The following is an 18,809-nucleotide window of genomic DNA, read 5'->3' as shown; positions in this document are numbered from 1 at the left end:
TAAACAGGAGCCGTTAAGACATGCCTAATTTCTTTATCGATCGCCCCATATTTGCATGGGTGATCGCCATAATCATCATGTTGGCAGGGGGGCTTTCGATTATGAAACTCCCCGTGGCGCAATATCCAACGATTGCGCCGCCAGCAGTGACGATCTCGGCCACCTATCCGGGGGCTGATGCGAAAACGGTGCAGGACACCGTGACACAGGTTATCGAACAGAACATGAACGGTATCGATAACCTGATGTACATGTCCTCGAACAGTGACTCCACCGGTACGGTGCAGATCACCCTGACCTTCCAGTCCGGTACCGACGCAGATATCGCCCAGGTACAGGTGCAGAATAAGCTGCAGCTGGCGATGCCGCTGCTGCCGCAGGAAGTACAACAACAGGGCGTGAGCGTGGAGAAATCCTCCAGTAGCTTCCTGATGGTTGTCGGGGTTATCAACACTAACGGCACCATGACGCAGGAGGATATTTCCGACTACGTGGGCGCCAATATGAAGGATGCCATCAGCCGTACCTCCGGCGTCGGCGACGTTCAGCTGTTCGGTTCCCAGTACGCGATGCGTATCTGGATGGACCCGACGAAGCTAAACAACTTCCAGTTAACTCCGGTAGATGTCATCAACGCCATTAAAGCGCAGAACGCCCAGGTCGCGGCAGGTCAGTTAGGCGGTACGCCGCCGGTGAAAGGCCAGCAGTTGAACGCCTCGATCATCGCCCAAACGCGTCTGACTTCCGCTGATGAATTCAGCAAGATTCTGCTGAAAGTCAATCAGGATGGTTCACAGGTTCGTCTGCGCGACGTGGCGAAAGTTGAACTCGGCGGCGAAAACTACGACATCATCGCAAAGTTCAACGGCCAACCGGCTTCTGGTCTGGGGATTAAACTGGCCACCGGCGCTAACGCCCTGGATACCGCCAACGCCATCCGCGCAGAGCTGGCGAAGATGGAACCGTACTTCCCGTCAGGCCTGAAAATCGTCTACCCGTACGATACTACCCCGTTCGTGAAAATCTCTATTCATGAAGTGGTAAAAACGCTGGTGGAAGCGATCATCCTGGTGTTCCTGGTCATGTATCTGTTCCTGCAGAACTTCCGCGCCACGCTGATCCCGACCATTGCGGTACCGGTGGTATTGCTTGGGACATTCGCCATCCTGGCGGTGTTTGGCTTCTCGATAAACACCCTGACGATGTTCGGGATGGTGCTGGCCATCGGCTTGCTGGTGGATGACGCCATCGTGGTAGTAGAAAACGTCGAGCGCGTAATGGCGGAGGAAGGATTGCCGCCGAAAGAAGCGACCCGTAAGTCGATGGGTCAGATTCAGGGCGCGTTGGTCGGTATTGCGATGGTACTGTCGGCGGTATTTATCCCGATGGCCTTCTTCGGCGGTTCAACCGGCGCGATTTATCGCCAGTTCTCGATCACTATCGTTTCCGCGATGGCGCTGTCGGTACTGGTAGCGCTGATTCTGACGCCAGCGCTGTGCGCCACCATGCTGAAACCGATTCAGAAAGGCGGCCATGGCGAGCACAAAGGCTTCTTCGGCTGGTTTAACCGCATGTTCGATAAGAGCACGCACCATTACACCGACAGCGTAGGCAACATTCTGCGTAGTACCGGTCGTTACCTGGTGCTGTATCTGATTATCGTCGTCGGTATGGCTTACCTGTTCGTTCGTCTGCCAAGCTCCTTCTTGCCGGACGAAGACCAGGGCGTGTTCCTGAGTATGGCGCAGCTTCCGGCGGGCGCGAGTCAGGAACGTACGCAGAAAGTCCTCGACGAGATGACTGACTACTACCTGACCAAAGAGAAGAACAACGTTGAATCGGTGTTCGCGGTTAACGGTTTTGGTTTTGCAGGCCGCGGTCAGAACACCGGTATCGCCTTCGTGTCGTTAAAAGACTGGAGCGAACGCCCAGGTTCAGAAAACAAAGTTGAAGCGATTACCGGCCGCGCGATGGCCCGTTTCTCGCAGATTAAAGATGCGATGGTCTTCGCGTTTAACCTGCCGGCGATCGTCGAACTGGGTACCGCTACCGGCTTTGACTTCCAGCTCATCGATCAGGGTGGTTTAGGGCATGAGAAATTAACTCAGGCGCGTAACCAGCTGTTTGGTATGGTTGCTCAGCATCCCGATCTGCTGGTTGGCGTGCGTCCTAACGGCCTGGAAGATACGCCGCAGTTCAAGATCGATATCGATCAGGAAAAAGCGCAGGCGCTGGGCGTTTCAATTAGCGACATCAACACCACCCTCGGCGCGGCATGGGGCGGCAGCTACGTCAACGACTTCATCGACCGCGGTCGCGTGAAGAAAGTGTACGTCATGTCTGAAGCGAAATACCGTATGCTGCCAGAGGATATCGGCAACTGGTATGTACGCGGCAGCGATGGCCAAATGGTGCCGTTCTCCGCCTTCTCCACTTCCCATTGGGAATATGGTTCACCGCGTCTGGAACGTTACAACGGTCTGCCGTCGATGGAAATCCTCGGTCAGGCAGCGCCGGGCCGCAGTACGGGTGAAGCGATGGCGATGATGGAACAGCTGGCAAGCAAACTGCCTTCAGGCGTCGGTTACGACTGGACCGGTATGTCCTATCAGGAACGCCTGTCAGGCAACCAGGCCCCGGCGCTGTATGCTATCTCGCTTATCGTCGTCTTCCTGTGTCTGGCAGCATTGTACGAGAGCTGGTCGATTCCGTTCTCCGTCATGCTGGTGGTACCGTTGGGTGTTGTTGGCGCGCTGTTAGCGGCAACCTTCCGCGGGCTGACTAACGACGTTTACTTCCAGGTCGGCCTGCTGACGACCATCGGCCTGTCGGCGAAGAACGCGATACTTATCGTTGAATTCGCCAAAGACCTGATGGAAAAAGAAGGCAAAGGCCTGATTGAAGCGACGCTGGAAGCAGTACGTATGCGTCTGCGTCCAATCCTGATGACCTCTCTGGCGTTTATCCTCGGGGTCATGCCGCTGGTTATCAGCTCTGGCGCAGGTTCCGGCGCACAGAACGCCGTCGGTACCGGCGTAATGGGCGGGATGGTGACCGCGACGGTTCTGGCTATCTTCTTCGTGCCGGTGTTCTTCGTGGTGGTTCGTCGCCGCTTCAGTAAGAAAACTGAAGATATTGAGCATAACCATCCGGTTGAGCATCATTAATCTTGCTTAAGCTAAGGGCCGCATTTGCGGCCCTTTTTCTTTAGGGGTATTTAAACGCACACATTGTTATTGTTTATTTTACGTTCTGACATTAATATACATTGATGAACGTTGTTCTATTTTTATTAAGATTTCGATTACCGGTTTTGTCATCAGGTCTCATTCAGAATATTCTTAATTACCAACAATCTCCCGACAACCTTCTCGCTGCAGGCAGGCGTCAATCAGATAAACTTATGATATATAAGGCTGACCTTCCAGTTTCGCCAAACATAAAAGGAATCAGTATAATAGGTCCTGTTTTTTTAAGATAAATTAACCGTATTTATTGTAATTTTTCGTAATAGCACGGTGAAATGTTTTTGAGACTGGATTATAGTTAAATCACAGGATTACAATGTTTGAGCCTGGTCTTCATCCCACAACGGTGTTTGTTAGTCGTCGTTTAAACCACTTACAAGGGGATGTGTTATGGACGAGTACTCGCCAAAAAGACATGATATCGCGCAGCTAAGATTTCTCTGCGAAACGTTGTATCATGACTGCCTTGCAAACCTGGAAGAAAGCAACCGCGGCTGGGTTAACGATCCCACCTCGGCGGTGAATCTTCAATTAAATGAATTGATCGAGCACATAGCAACTTACGCGCTTAATTATAAAATTAAGTACGCTGAGGATAATAAGCTGATTTCTCAGCTTGACGAATACCTGGATGACACTTTTATGCTGTTCAGTAGCTATGGCATAAACACAAGCGATCTCCAAAAATGGCGCAAATCCGGCAATCGGTTATTCCGATGCTTTGTGAACGCCAGCCGGGAGAACCCGGCAAGTCTTTCTTGTTAGAATTATTACATTCAAAAGGTGAAATGATGTCTGGTAAACCATTAACTAAAACAGACTATTTGATGCGTTTACGCCGCTGTCAGACAATTGATACGCTGGAGCGCGTAATTGAAAAGAATAAATATGAACTTTCCGACAATGAATTGGCGGTATTTTACTCAGCAGCCGACCATCGTCTTGCTGAATTGACCATGAATAAGCTATACGACAAAATCCCAACTTCAGTATGGAAATTTATCCGCTAGTTCATTTTCTGTCATTAATACAACAGCACCTCAACAGGGATTACTCGGGATATTAAACGCCTGAGTCCCGTATTGCTGCATATGAAACCGGTTTCGCTTTATACTGTTTTTTCTTTAAACAGGAGAAGACCATGAGCGAAGAAAAAAGGAAAATGATCGCCGGCGAACCTTACCTTGCTGGAGACGCCACGCTAAAAGCAGACCGCCTGCATGCCCGGCAGGTGCTGCACCGCTACAACCACTCAGCACCGGATGAGCGCGAATCGCGCGCCGCTCTGCTGGCTGAACTATTTGGTAAGCCCACTGACGCGTATATCGAACCCACTTTCCGCTGCGATTACGGCTATAACATCAGCCTCGGCGCCAATTTTTACGCGAACTTTGACTGCGTGATGCTCGATGTTTGCCCGATCCGAATTGGCGATAACTGTATGCTGGCGCCGGGCGTTCATATCTATACCGCGACCCATCCGCTGGACCCAACGGAACGCAACAGCGGTATCGAGTATGGTAAACCGGTAACGATCGGCCACAACGTATGGATTGGCGGCCGGGCGGTCATCAACCCTGGAGTGACCATTGGCGACAATGCGGTTATTGCCTCCGGCGCAGTGGTGGTGAAAGACGTGCCGGCCAATGCGGTAGTTGGCGGTAATCCTGCCCAAATCATCAAGCTGCTATTAACCGAAAAATAGTAACTGTTATGCTTTTCTGTAACTGATCTGTTACTTTAACGCCGGTCTTCAGCAACATAAAATAGCCCTCAGACTGAGCCGTAGAGCCTGAAAAACCGGGCTCTACGAAGAATTCGGGGACTAAAATGACAGAAATACAGCGCCTGCTAACCAATACCATCGAGGAACTGAACGAAAAAGAAAAGCGCGATAATCGCCCGCGTTTTAGTATCAGTTTTATTCGCAACCATCCATGGCTATTTGTCGCTATGTACGCCGCCTTTTTGGCCACTCTCATCGTCATGCTGCGCTCTGAGACGCTGGTGGATTCCGTGTGGCTGCTGATCGTTCTGTTTGTTCTGCTGAACGGCTTTTTCTTCTTTGACGTCTACCCGCGCTACCGTTATGAAGATATCGATGTGCTCGATTTTCGCGTCTGTTATAACGGTGAATGGTATAATACCCGTTTCGTCCCTGAACAGCTGATTGACGGCATTCTGCAATCGCCACAGGTCGCCCATGAGCAGAAAGCTCAACTGCAGAAAATGATCGCGACCAAAGGTGAACTCTCCTTCTACGATGTTTTCACCCTGACCCGCGTTGCTGCCTGATTAGCCTGTTCAACGTCCGCAGCGCCGGTACGAAATGCGCCGCGGACGTATTGCCATACCCCAGAACCAAACCGCTACGCGCCTTATGCGGGTTAAGATAAAAGCGGCTAAGCGCCGCTGGCGCCATTTGATACTGACGCGCCTGCTCGACAATTTGCACATCGTCAATGTCATCGACAGCAACCGTTAAATGCAGCCCGCCCTCTCCACCCCAAATCTCATTCGCCAGCGTGAATTCGCTTACCACAGCCTCGCGTAATTGCTGCTGACGCCGACGATATAATCGGCGCATTGAGGCCAGATGGCGCGCATAATGGCCCTCTTCGATAAACAGCGCCAGCGCACGCTGTTCCAGACGATGGCCGCCGCGCAGCAGCGCGCCGATCGCTCCCTGCGCCGCCTCGGCCAGCGCCGACGGCATCACCGCGAAGCCTATTCTTAATGAAGGAAATAGCGTTTTGCTGAAGGTACCAAGGTAAACCACCGGCGCCTGCGCCACCATGCCGAGCATCGCCTGAATCGGCTCGCCGCTGTAGCGAAACTCGCTATCATAGTCATCTTCCACAATCCACGCGTCATGCTGGCGGGCATATTCCAGCAATGCCAGACGACGTCCGGCGCTCATCACCGCCCCGCTCGGATATTGGTGCGAAGGCGAGGTAAAGATAAGCCGCGGCGCTACCTCGTTAACGGTATCAGGACACATGCCATCACCGTCAACAGGTATCCCCTTCAGCTGTAGCCCGGCTTTAATAAACACGCTTTTCGCGCCGAAATAACCGGGCTCTTCAACCCAGGCAGTATCCCCCGCGACGCTCAGCAGATGCGTGCAAAGGTTAACGCCCTCCAGCGCGCCTTCAGTGATCACAATTTGCCGCGCCGTGCAGCGTATGCCCCGGGATAAAGTCAGATGACGGGCTATCGCCTCGCGCAGCGCCGGTTCACCGGCCGCCTCCCCGTATCCAAGGATCGTGCTGCCATCCTCGCGCAGTACCCGATCGAGCAAACGACGCCAGATAGCCAGCGGGAAGTAGTTCACCGCGGGCATTCCGGTAGTCAACAACAGTGCCGGGGAGTCCCGTCGACCCGGCAGCGGTAGCGTGCGCAAGCGCTCAGGCAAAACAAACGTTGGTGGCGCCGGCTCGCTTTCCGCCAGCGTATTGAGCGCTGCCACATACGTCCCCTGACGACTGCGGATCATATATCCCTCTATCGCCAGCTGTTCCAGCGCGCTATTTACGGTATTGCGCGATACGCCAGCACGCTGCGCAATAACGCGCGCGCCCGGCAACCGGCTATGGCTGAGTAACTCGCCCTGTAAAATGGCCTCGCGCAGCGCCTGATAGAGTGCGCGCTGTAGCGTCGCGTCTCCCCGTTGCTGTATCCCGCGCGTCAGTAGGGCAAAAAAAGCATCGTCCGGAATATTCATCATGGCTCCTCGTGGCACCCTAAAAAGATACCTTTATGGCCCTTTTTATGGAACCAGCAGACGTTTAATCTCAGGACTCTTCCCGCAAACAGGACTTGACCGATGACGCAATACAACCAATTCAACCAACTCGTTGGCGACGCTTTACCTGACTGGCAGCCACGCCCCTGGCCGCAGCGCCAGACCTTGCAAGGACAGTTATGCCGCCTGGAACCGCTTGACGTCAAACACGCGCAAGCGCTGTTCAACGCCTATCGACAGGCACCTGATACCCGCGCCTGGACCTGGCTTTTGCGTGAACCGGAAAACAGCGTTACCGAGTTCAGCGCCTGGATTGCCAGCATCAGCGAGCTAAACGATCCGCTTCACTTCGCGGTAATTGATGAACGCAGTGGGCAGCCGGTCGGATCGTTAGCGCTGATGCGTATTGACGGCAAAAACGGCGTCGTAGAAGTCGGCCATGTTCACTTTTCGCCGCTACTGAGCCGCAAAGCAATGGCCACCGAGGCACAGTGGCTGCTGATGCGTTATGTCTTTGAGTCGCTCGGCTACCGCCGCTATGAGTGGAAATGCAATAGTCTGAATGAACCGTCGCGGCGCGCGGCGCTGCGCTTAGGTTTCCAGTTCGAGGGGCGCTTTCGACAAGCACTGGTGATAAAAGGCCACAATCGCGATACCGACTGGTTTTCCATTATCGATAGCGAGTGGCCACAGATAGATAGCGCAATGCGCCAGTGGCTGGCCGCCGGTAATTTTGATGCCAACGGCCAGCAATACCGCACGCTGGAAAGCTTTCGCAAACCAACGAATTAACGCCGTTTTTTACGTCCCTGCACCGCCTTAAAGCGCGGGTTACTTTTGCAGATAACATACAGCCGCCCTTTGCGTTTCACTATCTGGCAATCCGGGTGGCGCTGTTTAGCGCTACGCAATGAGTTCAGTACCTGCATGTTTAGCTCCTTTTCGCATCAATAAAACCACCGAAGCGCTGGCGGAAACGAGCGGCGCTGCCTTCGGTAGCATGTGTTTTCTGCTTACCGGTGTAATACGGATGGGATTTAGACGAAACATCTAAGGTGACATACGGATAGGTTACGCCATCCAGTTCAATCTCACGCTCGGTTTTAATAGTGGATCCCACTTTGAAGTACTCGTTTACGCTCGTATCGTGAAAAACGACGGTACGGTAGTGCGGATGAATATTAGCTTTCATGGCAAACCTCAATTTTTATGTTATAACATAACAATTAAAGTACACCGTTGACCGCCAAAGATCAACCACAGGAAATTTACGGTTTCAGCGGCAACCACGCGGTGGCTCAGAGGGCGATCATTTGCCCCCTTCTCCCGAATCGCAATATTCGCGACCCGGGTCTTTTCTTCGCTTTCGCGTATACTCAGAGCAATTCCCCGTAAAATAAGGACATACCCATGACGACTCGCCATTTAATGAGTCTGGTTACAGGGGTGCTTATTCTCGCCATCGTGCTACCCATCGCCTTAAGTATCTGGCTGGCAATGCGCCAGGCGCAGGCGCAGTTTTATAGCGAGCTCGACCACTACTCAAAACGCATTGTCATGCGCGTAGAACAAGTCGCCGCTCAGGCCAAAGAAGCATTACAAGAAGCCGATGCGCACAGCGCCAGTGCCTGTTCACCAGAACATTTGCTGAATATGCGCCGTATTGCCTACACCCATCGCTATGTGCAGGAAGTACTCTGGTTGCGTAATTCGGTGCCGATGTGCTCATCGCTTGAGGATCACCAGGTCTCGGTGACGTTTCCGCAGCCCGACCACGTCACCGCCGACGGTTACAGCACCTGGCTTACCTCAATCAACGACCTCGGCCTGCAACATCGCATGACCGCCTTTGGCAACAAAAATCATATTGTGATGATAGACCCGGTGTCGTTTATTGATGTCATCGCCACCGGTCAGGAAAAGATCCACACGATATTATTTGGCACCGAGCACGATCAGGTGGTGATCAGTAGCCAACCGATCGATCCCGCAGTTTGGACGCGAATTAAAAACCTCCATAGCGAGACGCTAACGCTGAATGACACCGTCTATCGCGTGCATATCATCCCTGAACTGGGTCTTGGCGTCGCCAGTTGGTCGTCCACGCAGCCACTGGATGCGCGCCTTCGCCAGCAGCTGCTGCTATGGCTGCCGATAGGGCTCTTTACCAGCCTGTTGACCTCTTTTTTACTTCTACGCCTGCTGCGCAGACTACGCTCGCCGCGTTATGGCATGCTGGATGCGCTGCAATCCGATGCCATCCAGGTTTACTATCAGCCGATCGTCTCGCTGGAGGATGGCAAAATCGCCGGCGCCGAAGCGCTGGCCCGCTGGCAGCAGCCGGATGGCACTTTTTTATCGCCGGATATTTTTATCCCGCTGGCCGAGCAAACCGGGCTGATCACCCGGTTGACCGAGGATATCGTGCGTAAAATCTTTGCCGACCTCGGCCCCTGGCTGCGCCATCATCCGCAGATGCACATCTCTATTAATCTGTCGGTGGATGACCTGCGCTCACCTACGTTGCCAACGCTACTCAAGGAACAACTGGCGCGCTGGGGAATCAATGCGGAACAGATCTCCCTTGAGCTTACCGAACGCGGCTTTGTCGATCCGCAAACCACTCTGCCGGTGATTATTGGCTATCGCCAGGCGGGACACCGGATCTCGATCGATGATTTCGGCACCGGCTATTCCAGCCTCAGCTACCTGCAAACGCTGGATGTCGATACGCTGAAGATCGACAAGTCATTTGTCGATACCCTGGAATATAAGCCGCTGACGCCGCATATCATTGAGATGGCGAAGGCGCTGAATCTGGCGATTGTCGCCGAAGGAGTGGAAACGCCCGCTCAGCGCGACTGGCTGCGCGCGCATGGCGTCAATTACGCGCAAGGCTGGCTGTACTGTAAGGCGCTACCGAAAGAGGAATTTATTCAGTGGGCGGAACATAATATTAAAATGCATTAATACCATGTGCGGCGCGCTGGCAACCAGTCGCGCCGCCGGATTTACTCGTCAAGAATCGGCGCAAACCCGCCGAAGATCATGCGCTTGCCGTCAAAGGGCAAGCTATCGCTAAGCGCTTTGATCCGCGGGTCGCTCATCATTTTCGCATTGGCCGCATCCCTGATCTCCTTAGACGGGTACTCGATCCAACTGAAAACCACTTCCTCATCCGCCTGCGCTTTAACCGACATGCGGAAATCCGTCAGCTTTCCTTCCGGGACATCATCCGACCAACACTCCACGACGCGCGTGGCGCCAAACTCTTTAAACAGCGGCGCCGATTTTGCTGCCAGTTCGCGGTATGCCTCCTTATTTTCCGCAGGGACGGCAACGACAAAACCATCAACATACTTCATGAGTGAGTCTCCGAAGTGAACAGCGCCGGCGGCATATCCGTCGGCGTCTGAGTGATAAGTTTAGTCGCTGCTATCGCGAACGGCGATTTCAGGACGCCAGCCCCCGGCTTTTCGCCGCCGTACTGACTGCTCGCGGTTGACGGAACCAGGGTAAAAACAGCTGGATCAGCGGGCCGATAGCAAAGGCGTAAACCACGGTGCCAACCCCGACTTTGCCGCCCAGCAGCCAGCCAATCAGCAGTACCGAGACTTCGATAGCGGTACGGATACCACGCAAAGACCAGCCGGTTCGCGCATGCAATCCGGTCATCAAGCCATCACGCGGCCCGGGACCAAAACCGGCGCCGATATACATCCCGGTTGCTATCGCATTCATCACCACCGCGCCGGCGAGTAGCAGACTACGCGCGGGCAGCGATTCCAGCGGCGGAAGTACCGCGAGCGTGGCATCGGCCGCAAGGCCAAGCACGATGACATTGCTAATGGTGCCGAGACCCGGCATCTGACGCAGCGGGATCCACAGCAGCAGCACCGCGGCGCCGGTCGCAATAATCACCGTACCGAAACTGATATTAAGTTGTTTCGCCACCCCCAGATGAAACACATCCCACGGATCGGCCCCGAGGTTGGCATGGACGAATAACGCCGTCGACACGCCATAGAGCACCAGACCAATATAAAGTTGTAGCAAGCGACGGACCATAAACACCTCAGTATGTATTGCGAATACCCCCATCATCAGCAAAAATGGATTGGTAATTAATGGCCAGTTTTTTAAAAGTGGATCGCTATGTCAGTACGTCGTTTTGGAACACAATCGCTGGTACGCCTGCTCGGCAACTGGCAATCCCCTTCCTCGCGCGCGCCGCTGTGGCGGCAGCTGGCAGAAGCGCTGCGTCTGTTGATCCTTGATGGACGGCTGGCGCTGGAGACCCGTCTGCCCGGCGAGCGAGAACTGGCGACGGCGCTAAATGTTAGCCGCACCACTATCGCCAGCGCGCTGGGGTTATTGCGAGAAGAAGGCTATCTGCAAAGTCGCCAGGGAAGTGGTTCACGCATTGCGCTACCTGCCGGCCCTCTGCTCCCCGGAGAGCAGACGCTTTCGGCGCCATCGGTCAATCTCGCCACCGCCGCCCTCAGCGCCGGACCGGAGATTCATCAAGCCTACAGCCACGCGCTGACGCTGATGCCGCAGTATTTGTCCTATACCGGGTACGATCAGCAGGGGTTAGTCGATTTGCGCGCAATCATTGCCCGCCGCTATAGCGAACGCGGCCTGCCGACGCAGGCGGATGAAGTGATGATTGTGAATGGCGCGCTGAGCGGATTTGCCCTGGTACTGCGTCTGTTAACCGGGCCAGGCGATCGGGTGGTAGTTGACGCGCCCTCTTACCCGATGGCGATTAACGCTATTCGCGGCGCCTCCTGCCGACCGATAGGCGTCTCTTTACCGGAAAAGGGCTGGGACTGCGACGGCCTGGCGGCGACCATTGCGCAAACTTCGCCGCGGCTGGCCTTTATGATGCCGGATTTTCATAATCCCACCGGTCGCTGCATGGATAGCGAAACCCGGCAGCGCGTCGCCGATCTGGCCGCCAGCACGCGAACGACGCTGGTCGCTGACGAAACAATGGTCGATTTATGGTACAACGCCCCACCGCCGCCGCCGCTGGCGGCTTTCAACCCTGAAGCGCCGATAATCACTATTGGTTCCGCGGGTAAAACGTTCTGGGGTGGACTGAGGGTTGGCTGGATCCGCGCGCCAGCGTCGACTATCGCCTCGCTCATCCAGGCACGGGATACGCTCGATCTCGGCTCGCCGCTGCTGGAACAGCTGGCTTGTTGTTGGCTACTGGAGAACGAACAAACACTGTTGCCGCTGCGGCGGGCAATGCTGGCCGCGCGTCGTGATATGTGCGCTGCGTTGATGGCGGAATATTTTCCCCGCTGGCGCTTTTGCGTCCCCGAGGGCGGGCTATCGTTTTGGGTGGAGCTGCCGAAGATGTTGGCAACGCAGTTTTCGGTGCGCGCTGAGAATGCCGGCATTCATATCGGTACCGGTACGCGTTTCGGCCTGGAGGGGGCCTTCGATCGTTATTTACGTTTGCCTTTCACCCTGCCGGATACGGAATTGCGCAACGCCTTCAGCATTTTACAACCGCTGTGGCAGACCCTTACGCAACAGAAAGAAATGACGCGAATGCGTAAAATAATATAATAAAATATCGACGGGCTGGTATCAGCCCGTCAAAAACCACCATCCATGATGAATATGAGATGTTTTATAAAATTGCAGTGCCATCTTGCCCACGCCGCATGTCATTACGATGACAACAGCGTAGTCATTTCATTAATGCTGGCGCGGAATAGGAAAACCTTTTAGCGAAATAATAAAGCCATCGTCATCTTTTTTAATTTTTGCGCCGGTTTCACACCAGTCGGAAGCAATGCGAAAAAACTCATCACTACCGATATTCCAGTTCAGGCGCACGTGCTTAACGTACCCGGAACGAAGCAGATCACAGGCTTCACTGTAACTGCTGGCTGTAGAGAATTGTTGTTTCATCTTTTCTTCTTCAGAAGTTTACGTAATGCTTTGATTTCTTTAGGGGTTAACGGCGACGCTTCCTCTTCGGTATGCTGGTTATCAATATCCTCATGCGAAACCCCCGCCTCGTCTGCTGAATCAATGGCCGCCAGCGCCAATTGCAGCAGCTTCTCCGTTGCCGTGCCTAAATTCTCGTTATTCACTTCCGCATAATGACGCAGTTTATCTTTTAACTCTGCGTCAATTTTCACATTCAGAACTACTGTGGTCATGATCACGCTTCCCGTGCAATAAAATCATCATAATTAATACACGAAGTTAACATCTTGATCCAGAGATATTATTTATCCTTAATAATATCTGGTAATTCCAGGGAATAATTTGCCCATTATATATGACATGAAAATGACATTAGTATGTCATTATTATTTCATATTTATGACAATACAAAATTAAGGTATAAAAAAGAGTCGTTTTAGTAACGTAAAACAATAAATAAAGTGAAGCTGCCTATAATAGTAGCAGAGAATAAAAGCACAACAAATGAAGGGATTTTAAATCAGGACCGCCAGAAATGGGTGGGGGCCCTGCCAGCTACATCCCGGCACACACGTCGTCTGCTCTGGCTGCTTCCTTCCGGACCTGACCTGGTAAACAGAGTAGCGTTGCGGGAGAACCAACAGAGCCCCCATTGAGAGCGTTGATAACCAACGCGCTGGCGCATTATCCCTATAGCACTCCTGAATTGCAAGCCACTCGCGTCCAGCTGCTGGTTTATTATGCAAAACGTAGGTTTTCCCGGCAAATAGTGCCTTTGTCCGGCCGAACGTCCCAGCAATGAGAGAGATTGCGAGCCCCATCGCGGCACAGTTTACCGCAACCCGCCATACTTATTCGTCCTGTGTCTTTTCAACGTGTTGTCGCTACGGTAATCGCATGACTCAATCACCACGCTCCACCACTACCTTGCCCATGCCCGCCATTGATGGCGTAACCGTACCCTTTCACGGCATGAATTTTCTACGCCCCGAGCTGCTGCTGGATTTCGTCAGCGTCAGTCCCGCGCCGTTGTTATCGGTGACCCCCGTTGCCCTGCTCTTTTCCACGGTGGGCGTATTGCAACACGTCGAGCTGCGTAAGCTGCCCGTTGAGGTTAAAGGCCGGGTGGTTTATCCCATTTCATCGCTCAAATACCCGACGCTGCGCGGCAAACTGATTATCAATGCGCAATCGCAGCGGCTGAAGTTTCTTGAAAGCCTGATTGCCAACAGCCCGCATGACAATATTCATGGTATGCAGATCCTCGGGCTGGCGCTGGAATTCACCGTCCTTTGACGGCTGTACAGTATGGGGGCAAGCGCTTATTCTGAGCTTTTCTCGCGTGAAGGAGTGATGATGGAGGACGTCCACGACAGCTTTCCCCAGCGGGTCTGGCAGATAGTCGCCTCAATTCCGGAAGGGTATGTCACCACCTACGGCGATGTCGCTCTGTTGGCGGGCTCGCCGCGCGCGGCGCGTCAGGTGGGCGGCGTGTTAAAGCGCCTACCGGAAGGCTCAACGCTGCCATGGCACCGGGTGGTGAATCGCCACGGCGATATTTCGCTGACCGGCCCTGACCTACAGCGCCAGCGTCAGGCGCTGCTAGCGGAAGGCGTCCAGGTCTCCGGCAGCGGTCATATCGACCTGCAACACTATCGCTGGGTTTATTAAGGGCAAAAAAATGCCCCTGAACAGGGGCATGGAGACGTTTATTGCGCCATCGGCGCCATATCATTAGCCACCGGCACTGGCGCATGCTGCACCGGCACCAGCACCAGATCGGCGCGATTACCGCCCTGGGTTACCACGGTCTGCACGGTATCGGTGATAAACATCAACTGGCCATTTACGGTAATCGCCGAACTCAGCAAGATCCGCGCGTTCGGTTTGATATCCGCCTGGTTGTAAGGCAGCACAAAGTTGAACGGCGCCTGCTTACCTTCAGTACGGACCGCTTTTTGCGACAATACACGCGCTGGCGCATCGGCAAGCGACGCATCGGACAACGTCACGGTCAGTACCGCATCCGGCGGTAACGCTACGCGTTGGCGAATATTGATAGTCCCGGAAACATTAGGCTGTTGCTGCGAGGAGCTCAGTGAGGCAATGCCGTAAGGATCGGGTGCCGTCGTCTGATGAGCGGCGTTGCTGTTCGGGTTATTCGCACAGGCGGATAAGGCCGCAGCAACGGCGATAGCACTTAACATATAGGCAAATTTCATTATGTTCTCCTTTTCATCCCTTTAGTCACAGGAGTACGTCCTGCCATCACGATGGCTAAGACATTAGTATCGTGAATAAGTGTGGCACAGATCTCAGAATAATTCCCGGAAAGGGGCATTTATTCAGATTATTACACCCATCGGACCACTTGAGATTCCAGGTTATACTTGCCCACAATACGCGCTGCGTCAGCGCCGCTATCATTAATTGAGGGTAACTATGAGTCAGGCTCTAACCAATCTGCTGGCATTATTAAATCTGGAAAAAATTGAAGAAGGGCTGTTTCGCGGGCAGAGCGAAGACCTCGGCTTACGTCAGGTCTTCGGCGGCCAGGTGGTTGGTCAGGCGCTGTATGCCGCCAAAGAAACCGTGCCTGAGGAACGCCTGATTCACTCCTTTCATAGTTACTTCCTGCGTCCCGGCGATAGCCAAAAACCCATCGTTTACGATGTTGAAGTGCTGCGCGACGGCAATAGCTTCAGCGCTCGCCGGGTGGCGGCTATCCAGCACGGTAAACCCATCTTTTACATGACCGCCTCGTTCCAGGCCCCGGAACCGGGCTACGAACATCAAAAAGCAATGCCGGCAGCCCCGTCACCGGAAGGCCTGCCCTCTGAAACCGATATCGCCCGTAAACTGGCGCATCTGCTGCCGCCGCAGGCAAAAGAGAAGTTCCTCAGCGATAAACCGCTGGAAATTCGCCCGGTGGAGTTCCATAACCCGCTGAAAGGCCACGTTGCCGAACCCACCCGCCAGGTGTGGATCCGCGCCAACGGCGTAGTGCCGGATGATATTCGCGTCCACCAGTCGCTGCTGGGCTACGCGTCTGATTTTAATTTCCTGCCGGTAGCGCTACAGCCGCACGGCGTCGGCTTCCTTGAGCCGGGTATGCAGGTTGCCACCATCGACCACTCAATGTGGTTCCACCGCCCGTTTAACATCAACGAATGGCTGCTATACAGCGTCGAAAGCACTTCCGCCTCCAGCGCCCGTGGTTTTGTTCGCGGCGAATTCTATACCCAGGACGGTATTCTGGTCGCCTCGACGGTGCAGGAAGGCGTCATGCGTAACCGCAATAACTAATTCGCGACGGGCCCGCATGGGCCCGCTTGCCTTTAACGGCCAAGCAGTTCGCGCGCACCGGCAATAAAATCACCCAATAGCCCGTTGCGACTCTCCCGCCGCCAGCACAGCGTAAGCGTCGTCACGGCAAAGGTCTCTTCCAGCAGGCAATAGCTGACCTCCGACACCAGCATGGCGCTTTGCGTCTCGGGCACCAACGTCACGCCCATTCCCATCGATACCTGGCCTATCGCCGTGGAGACATCACGCGAGTACTGAATCTTACGGGGCGTAAAACCCGCCTGCCGACAGGCGCTGATGGCTGACCAACCCAGTCCGACGCCGCACGGATCTTGCTGAATAAAAAACGTCTCTTCCGCCAGCGCCGCGAGTGGAATAGCGCGCCGGCTGGCGAGCGGATGATGGCGAGGTACCACCGCCACCAGCGGCCGGGTCGCAATATCCAGCGACTCCAGTTCATCATATTGCGCCCCTGGCGAGCGAATAAACGCCAGGTCGACCGTTTCGCTTAATAGCCCGGTTATCAGGTCGTTAACGTTATGCTCTTCAATCAGCAGATCGGCTTCGGGTTTACGTTGACGATAATTTCCTATTAACACGCTCAACGCCGGGTCGAAAATAGCCGAGCCAACGTAGCCAATTTTCAACTGCCCTTTGCGCCCCTGCCGCAAACTGCGCGCATTCTCGCGAAATTTATCGCAGTGGCCGAGGATCATCCGCGCCTCGGCCAGCAAAAATTGCCCTTCGGCGGTCAGCGCGACGTTGCGTCGATCGCGGGTAAATAGCCGCAATTCCAGCGCGTTCTCAAAACTTTTAATCTGCTGCGTCAGCGCCGGTTGCGTGATATGCAGACGCTGCGCCGCCCGACCAAAGTGCAATTCTTCCGCCAGAACCGTAAATGCCTGTAGCTGTCGATAATCCATCACGCCCTCCCGAAAACACTGATAATAATCTCTTATTAAAATGAGGGGAAATGTGATTGGACTCTTATCGGTATCTGGTGAGAATGAATAGCCATTGCCAGAAACCTGAAGGAAGTACGATGTCTGAACAACAAATGAAAGTAACCGATCTGCGTTCTGCTTTGGCGGTATTAAGCCAGTACGATGATGAACTTATCTACACCGACGAACCCGTTGACCCCATCGCCGAGCTCTCCGGCGTGTACCGCTATGTCGGCGCCCACGGCACCGTTCAGCGCCCGACCCGCGTTGGCCCGGCGATGATCTTTAATAAGGTCAAAGGCTACGATGATGTCAGAGTGCTTATTGGCCTGCTGTGTTCACGCCAGCGCGTCGCCCGCCTGTTTGGCACCACGCCGGAAAACCTGGCGTTTATGCTCAAAGACTCCGTGGCGAATCCTATCGCGCCAATCACCATCCCGCGCGACCAGGCGGCCTGCCAGGAGGTGGTACATCTGGCAAGCGATCCTGATTTCGATATTCTCAAAATTTTGCCTGCGCCGACTAACACCCCGGAAGACGCGGGTCCCTACTTTACCCTCGGCATGTGCTATGCCGCGGATCCGGAAACCGGCGATCATGATGTCACCATCCACCGCCTGTGCGTACAGAGCAAAGACGAAATCTCAATGTATTTCGTACCGGGACGTCATCTCGATACTTTCCGGCAAAAAGCCGAGGCGGCCGGGAAAGCGTTGCCTATCTCGATTAGCATCGGTGTGGATCCAGCGATTGAAATTGGCGCCTGCTTTGAGCCGCCGACCACCCCTCTCGGGTTTGATGAACTCTCCATCGCCGGCGCTCTACGTAATCAGGCCGTCGAGCTCAGCGAATGCGTGAGCGTCAACGCCCGCGCCATCGCCAACGCCGAAATCGTTATTGAAGGTGAACTGCTACCGGGCGTGCGGGTCCGCGAAGATCAGAATACCAACAGCGGGAAAGCGATGCCGGAGTTCCCCGGCTATACCGGTAGCGCTCAGGCGGAAGTGCCGGTGATCAAAGTCAAAGCAATTACCCACCGCCGTCACCCGATTCTGCAAACCTGTATCGGGCCGAGCGATGAACATACCAATCTTGCCGGGATCCCGACCGAAGCCAGCATTCTGCAAATGGTAGAGCGCGCGCTTCCAGGCTTTGTGCAAAACGTCCACTGTCCTTCGCCAGGCACCGGTAAATATCTCGCCGTGCTGCAGGTGAAGAAACGCACCCCCAGCGATGAGGGCCGTCAGCGTCAGGCCGCGCTACTGGCGTTTTCCGCCTTCTCGGAGCTAAAGCACGTAATGCTGGTCGATGAAGACGTCGACGTTTTCGACATCAACGACGTCATGTGGGCGATGACCACCCGCTATCAGGGCGATGTCAGCACCGTGTTTATTCCCGGCGTACGTTGCCATCCGCTGGATCCATCATCCGACCCGGCCTTCAGCCCATCGATTCGCGATAGCGGTATTGCCTGCAAAACCATTTTCGACTGCACCGTCCCGTGGAATATGAAAGCCCACTTCCAGCGCAGCCAGTTTATGGAAGTGGATGTTGACCGCTTTATCCCTGGCTTCAGTAAGAAATAAATTCCACGCAAAGAAAAAGCCTCCCATG

21 protein-coding genes, 1 other RNA gene and 1 pseudogene are annotated in these 18,809 nt (G+C 54.2%); 12 read left to right on the top strand and 11 right to left on the bottom strand.

Annotation, left to right across the window (positions count from 1 at the left end; genetic code table 11):
• The first annotated feature begins 20 nt into the window (after positions 1–20).
• The 4 genes from acrB (at position 21) to maa (ending at position 4,953) form a co-directional block, all read left to right on the top strand.
• Positions 21–3,167 carry a multidrug efflux RND transporter permease subunit AcrB gene (gene acrB, locus EAE_RS13165; protein ID WP_015704610.1) on the top strand — a complete coding sequence of 1,049 codons (3,147 nt, stop codon included), beginning with the start codon at positions 21–23 and terminating at the stop codon, positions 3,165–3,167.
• A gap of 471 nt (positions 3,168–3,638) precedes the next feature.
• The gene (tomB, locus tag EAE_RS13160) at positions 3,639–4,013 is read left to right on the top strand and encodes an Hha toxicity modulator TomB (RefSeq protein WP_015367917.1); all 375 of its coding nucleotides are present in this window, start codon (positions 3,639–3,641) and stop codon (positions 4,011–4,013) included.
• Between the two features lie 26 nt (positions 4,014–4,039).
• Positions 4,040–4,258: an HHA domain-containing protein gene (locus tag EAE_RS13155; RefSeq protein WP_015367918.1), complete on the top strand. Its 219-nt coding sequence runs from the start codon at positions 4,040–4,042 to the stop codon at positions 4,256–4,258.
• 131 nt (positions 4,259–4,389) lie between these two features.
• Entirely contained in the window at positions 4,390–4,953 is a 564-nt protein-coding gene (gene maa / locus EAE_RS13150) for a maltose O-acetyltransferase (RefSeq protein ID WP_015704609.1), read from the top strand.
• On the opposite strand, the pseudogene EAE_RS25235 reads toward maa, so the two are convergent.
• Positions 4,928–5,032 (bottom strand): annotated as a pseudogene (locus tag EAE_RS25235) (hypothetical protein); the annotation flags it as partial. The gene maa and the pseudogene EAE_RS25235 sit on opposite strands and share 26 nt — an antisense overlap.
• Positions 5,033–5,078: 46 nt before the next feature.
• Here EAE_RS25235 and EAE_RS13145 point away from each other — a divergent pair.
• Positions 5,079–5,543, top strand: coding sequence for a YlaC family protein (locus EAE_RS13145; protein ID WP_015367920.1), 465 nt, complete (start codon positions 5,079–5,081; stop codon positions 5,541–5,543).
• Here EAE_RS13145 and pdxR read toward each other — a convergent pair.
• Entirely contained in the window at positions 5,518–6,972 is a 1,455-nt protein-coding gene (pdxR, locus tag EAE_RS13140; RefSeq protein WP_015704608.1) for a MocR-like pyridoxine biosynthesis transcription factor PdxR, read from the bottom strand. The two genes, EAE_RS13145 and pdxR, sit on opposite strands and share 26 nt — an antisense overlap.
• Positions 6,973–7,074: 102 nt before the next feature.
• Here pdxR and EAE_RS13135 point away from each other — a divergent pair, with 102 nt between their 5' ends.
• The gene (locus EAE_RS13135; RefSeq protein WP_015704607.1) at positions 7,075–7,785 is read left to right on the top strand and encodes a GNAT family N-acetyltransferase; all 711 of its coding nucleotides are present in this window, start codon (positions 7,075–7,077) and stop codon (positions 7,783–7,785) included.
• Here EAE_RS13135 and ykgO read toward each other — a convergent pair.
• Together ykgO and EAE_RS13125 are read right to left on the bottom strand one after the other, a co-directional pair.
• Positions 7,782–7,922 carry a type B 50S ribosomal protein L36 gene (ykgO, locus tag EAE_RS13130; protein WP_003859006.1) on the bottom strand — a complete coding sequence of 47 codons (141 nt, stop codon included), beginning with the start codon at positions 7,920–7,922 and terminating at the stop codon, positions 7,782–7,784. The genes EAE_RS13135 and ykgO overlap by 4 nt on opposite strands.
• 2 nt (positions 7,923–7,924) lie before the next feature.
• Positions 7,925–8,185, bottom strand: coding sequence for a type B 50S ribosomal protein L31 (locus tag EAE_RS13125; protein WP_015367923.1), 261 nt, complete (start codon positions 8,183–8,185; stop codon positions 7,925–7,927).
• A 218-nt stretch (positions 8,186–8,403) separates the two neighbouring features.
• On the opposite strand from EAE_RS13125, the gene EAE_RS13120 reads away from it, so the two are divergent.
• Positions 8,404–9,963, top strand: coding sequence for an EAL domain-containing protein (locus tag EAE_RS13120; RefSeq protein ID WP_015704606.1), 1,560 nt, complete (start codon positions 8,404–8,406; stop codon positions 9,961–9,963).
• 41 nt (positions 9,964–10,004) lie between these two features.
• On the opposite strand, the gene EAE_RS13115 is transcribed toward EAE_RS13120, so the two are convergent.
• Positions 10,005–10,358 carry a DUF1428 domain-containing protein gene (locus EAE_RS13115; protein WP_015367925.1) on the bottom strand — a complete coding sequence of 118 codons (354 nt, stop codon included), beginning with the start codon at positions 10,356–10,358 and terminating at the stop codon, positions 10,005–10,007.
• Between the two features lie 88 nt (positions 10,359–10,446).
• A complete protein-coding gene (gene yczE / locus EAE_RS13110; protein WP_015367926.1) occupies positions 10,447–11,061 on the bottom strand; it encodes a membrane protein YczE in 615 nt (204 codons plus the stop codon).
• An 87-nt stretch (positions 11,062–11,148) separates the two neighbouring features.
• On the opposite strand from yczE, the gene yczR reads away from it, so the two are divergent.
• Positions 11,149–12,576, top strand: a complete 1,428-nt coding sequence (gene yczR / locus EAE_RS13105; RefSeq protein ID WP_015704605.1) for a MocR-like transcription factor YczR — start codon at positions 11,149–11,151, stop codon at positions 12,574–12,576.
• A 132-nt stretch (positions 12,577–12,708) separates the two neighbouring features.
• Here yczR and EAE_RS13100 read toward each other — a convergent pair whose 3' ends face one another.
• The 3 genes from EAE_RS13100 to ffs all read right to left on the bottom strand — a co-directional run bounded on the left by EAE_RS13100 (position 12,709) and on the right by ffs (position 13,588).
• Entirely contained in the window at positions 12,709–12,924 is a 216-nt protein-coding gene (locus EAE_RS13100; RefSeq protein ID WP_015367928.1) for a hypothetical protein, read from the bottom strand.
• The gene (locus EAE_RS13095) at positions 12,921–13,178 is read right to left on the bottom strand and encodes a hypothetical protein (protein WP_015367929.1); all 258 of its coding nucleotides are present in this window, start codon (positions 13,176–13,178) and stop codon (positions 12,921–12,923) included. Before EAE_RS13095 ends, EAE_RS13100 begins: the two co-directional genes overlap by 4 nt.
• A 313-nt stretch (positions 13,179–13,491) precedes the next feature.
• An RNA gene (ffs, locus tag EAE_RS13090) (signal recognition particle sRNA small type) lies at positions 13,492–13,588 on the bottom strand.
• 254 nt (positions 13,589–13,842) lie between these two features.
• Between ffs and EAE_RS13085 the strand changes: the two genes are divergently transcribed.
• Together EAE_RS13085 and EAE_RS13080 are read left to right on the top strand one after the other, a co-directional pair.
• Complete coding sequence (locus tag EAE_RS13085) at positions 13,843–14,241, top strand: hypothetical protein (RefSeq protein ID WP_032707556.1); 399 nt, start codon at positions 13,843–13,845, stop codon at positions 14,239–14,241.
• 60 nt (positions 14,242–14,301) lie between these two features.
• Complete coding sequence (locus EAE_RS13080; RefSeq protein ID WP_015704603.1) at positions 14,302–14,616, top strand: MGMT family protein; 315 nt, start codon at positions 14,302–14,304, stop codon at positions 14,614–14,616.
• A gap of 38 nt (positions 14,617–14,654) precedes the next feature.
• On the opposite strand, the gene EAE_RS13075 is transcribed toward EAE_RS13080, so the two are convergent.
• Positions 14,655–15,167 (bottom strand): YbaY family lipoprotein, encoded by a 513-nt coding sequence (locus EAE_RS13075; protein WP_015367932.1) that lies wholly within the window; start codon positions 15,165–15,167, stop codon positions 14,655–14,657.
• 220 nt (positions 15,168–15,387) lie between these two features.
• Here EAE_RS13075 and tesB point away from each other — a divergent pair, with 220 nt between their 5' ends.
• The gene (gene tesB, locus EAE_RS13070) at positions 15,388–16,251 is read left to right on the top strand and encodes an acyl-CoA thioesterase II (protein WP_015367933.1); all 864 of its coding nucleotides are present in this window, start codon (positions 15,388–15,390) and stop codon (positions 16,249–16,251) included.
• 32 nt (positions 16,252–16,283) lie between these two features.
• Here the strand turns inward: tesB and EAE_RS13065 are convergent, their stop codons facing one another.
• Complete coding sequence (locus EAE_RS13065) at positions 16,284–17,174, bottom strand: LysR substrate-binding domain-containing protein (protein WP_015704602.1); 891 nt, start codon at positions 17,172–17,174, stop codon at positions 16,284–16,286.
• Between the two features lie 119 nt (positions 17,175–17,293).
• Here EAE_RS13065 and EAE_RS13060 point away from each other — a divergent pair, with 119 nt between their 5' ends.
• A complete protein-coding gene (locus EAE_RS13060) occupies positions 17,294–18,781 on the top strand; it encodes a UbiD family decarboxylase (RefSeq protein ID WP_015704601.1) in 1,488 nt (495 codons plus the stop codon).
• The last annotated feature ends 28 nt before the right edge of the window (positions 18,782–18,809 follow it).

Origin of the sequence: Klebsiella aerogenes KCTC 2190, from assembly GCF_000215745.1 — a bacterium.
GTDB lineage: Bacteria > Pseudomonadota > Gammaproteobacteria > Enterobacterales > Enterobacteriaceae > Klebsiella > Klebsiella aerogenes.
The sequence above is the reverse complement of the archived record's forward strand: the minus strand, read 5'-3'. Positions and strand labels throughout refer to the sequence as shown.

Excerpts from the sequence above, each read along its gene's own strand:
- maa (WP_015704609.1), top strand. The coding sequence starts at position 4,390 with ATGAGCGAAGAAAAAAGGAAAATGATCGCCGGCGAACCTTACCTTGCT.
- EAE_RS13145 (WP_015367920.1), top strand. The coding sequence starts at position 5,079 with ATGACAGAAATACAGCGCCTGCTAACCAATACCATCGAGGAACTGAAC.
- EAE_RS13080 (WP_015704603.1), top strand. The coding sequence starts at position 14,302 with ATGGAGGACGTCCACGACAGCTTTCCCCAGCGGGTCTGGCAGATAGTC.
- tomB (WP_015367917.1), top strand. The coding sequence starts at position 3,639 with ATGGACGAGTACTCGCCAAAAAGACATGATATCGCGCAGCTAAGATTT.
- EAE_RS13095 (WP_015367929.1), bottom strand. The coding sequence starts at position 13,178 with ATGACCACAGTAGTTCTGAATGTGAAAATTGACGCAGAGTTAAAAGAT.
- EAE_RS13065 (WP_015704602.1), bottom strand. The coding sequence starts at position 17,174 with ATGGATTATCGACAGCTACAGGCATTTACGGTTCTGGCGGAAGAATTG.
- ykgO (WP_003859006.1), bottom strand. The coding sequence starts at position 7,922 with ATGCAGGTACTGAACTCATTGCGTAGCGCTAAACAGCGCCACCCGGAT.
- EAE_RS13100 (WP_015367928.1), bottom strand. The coding sequence starts at position 12,924 with ATGAAACAACAATTCTCTACAGCCAGCAGTTACAGTGAAGCCTGTGAT.
- EAE_RS13075 (WP_015367932.1), bottom strand. The coding sequence starts at position 15,167 with ATGAAATTTGCCTATATGTTAAGTGCTATCGCCGTTGCTGCGGCCTTA.
- EAE_RS13135 (WP_015704607.1), top strand. The coding sequence starts at position 7,075 with ATGACGCAATACAACCAATTCAACCAACTCGTTGGCGACGCTTTACCT.
- EAE_RS13155 (WP_015367918.1), top strand. The coding sequence starts at position 4,040 with ATGTCTGGTAAACCATTAACTAAAACAGACTATTTGATGCGTTTACGC.
- EAE_RS13085 (WP_032707556.1), top strand. The coding sequence starts at position 13,843 with ATGACTCAATCACCACGCTCCACCACTACCTTGCCCATGCCCGCCATT.
- acrB (WP_015704610.1), top strand. The coding sequence starts at position 21 with ATGCCTAATTTCTTTATCGATCGCCCCATATTTGCATGGGTGATCGCC.
- yczR (WP_015704605.1), top strand. The coding sequence starts at position 11,149 with ATGTCAGTACGTCGTTTTGGAACACAATCGCTGGTACGCCTGCTCGGC.
- EAE_RS13060 (WP_015704601.1), top strand. The coding sequence starts at position 17,294 with ATGTCTGAACAACAAATGAAAGTAACCGATCTGCGTTCTGCTTTGGCG.
- pdxR (WP_015704608.1), bottom strand. The coding sequence starts at position 6,972 with ATGAATATTCCGGACGATGCTTTTTTTGCCCTACTGACGCGCGGGATA.
- yczE (WP_015367926.1), bottom strand. The coding sequence starts at position 11,061 with ATGGTCCGTCGCTTGCTACAACTTTATATTGGTCTGGTGCTCTATGGC.
- EAE_RS13115 (WP_015367925.1), bottom strand. The coding sequence starts at position 10,358 with ATGAAGTATGTTGATGGTTTTGTCGTTGCCGTCCCTGCGGAAAATAAG.
- EAE_RS13125 (WP_015367923.1), bottom strand. The coding sequence starts at position 8,185 with ATGAAAGCTAATATTCATCCGCACTACCGTACCGTCGTTTTTCACGAT.
- tesB (WP_015367933.1), top strand. The coding sequence starts at position 15,388 with ATGAGTCAGGCTCTAACCAATCTGCTGGCATTATTAAATCTGGAAAAA.
- EAE_RS13120 (WP_015704606.1), top strand. The coding sequence starts at position 8,404 with ATGACGACTCGCCATTTAATGAGTCTGGTTACAGGGGTGCTTATTCTC.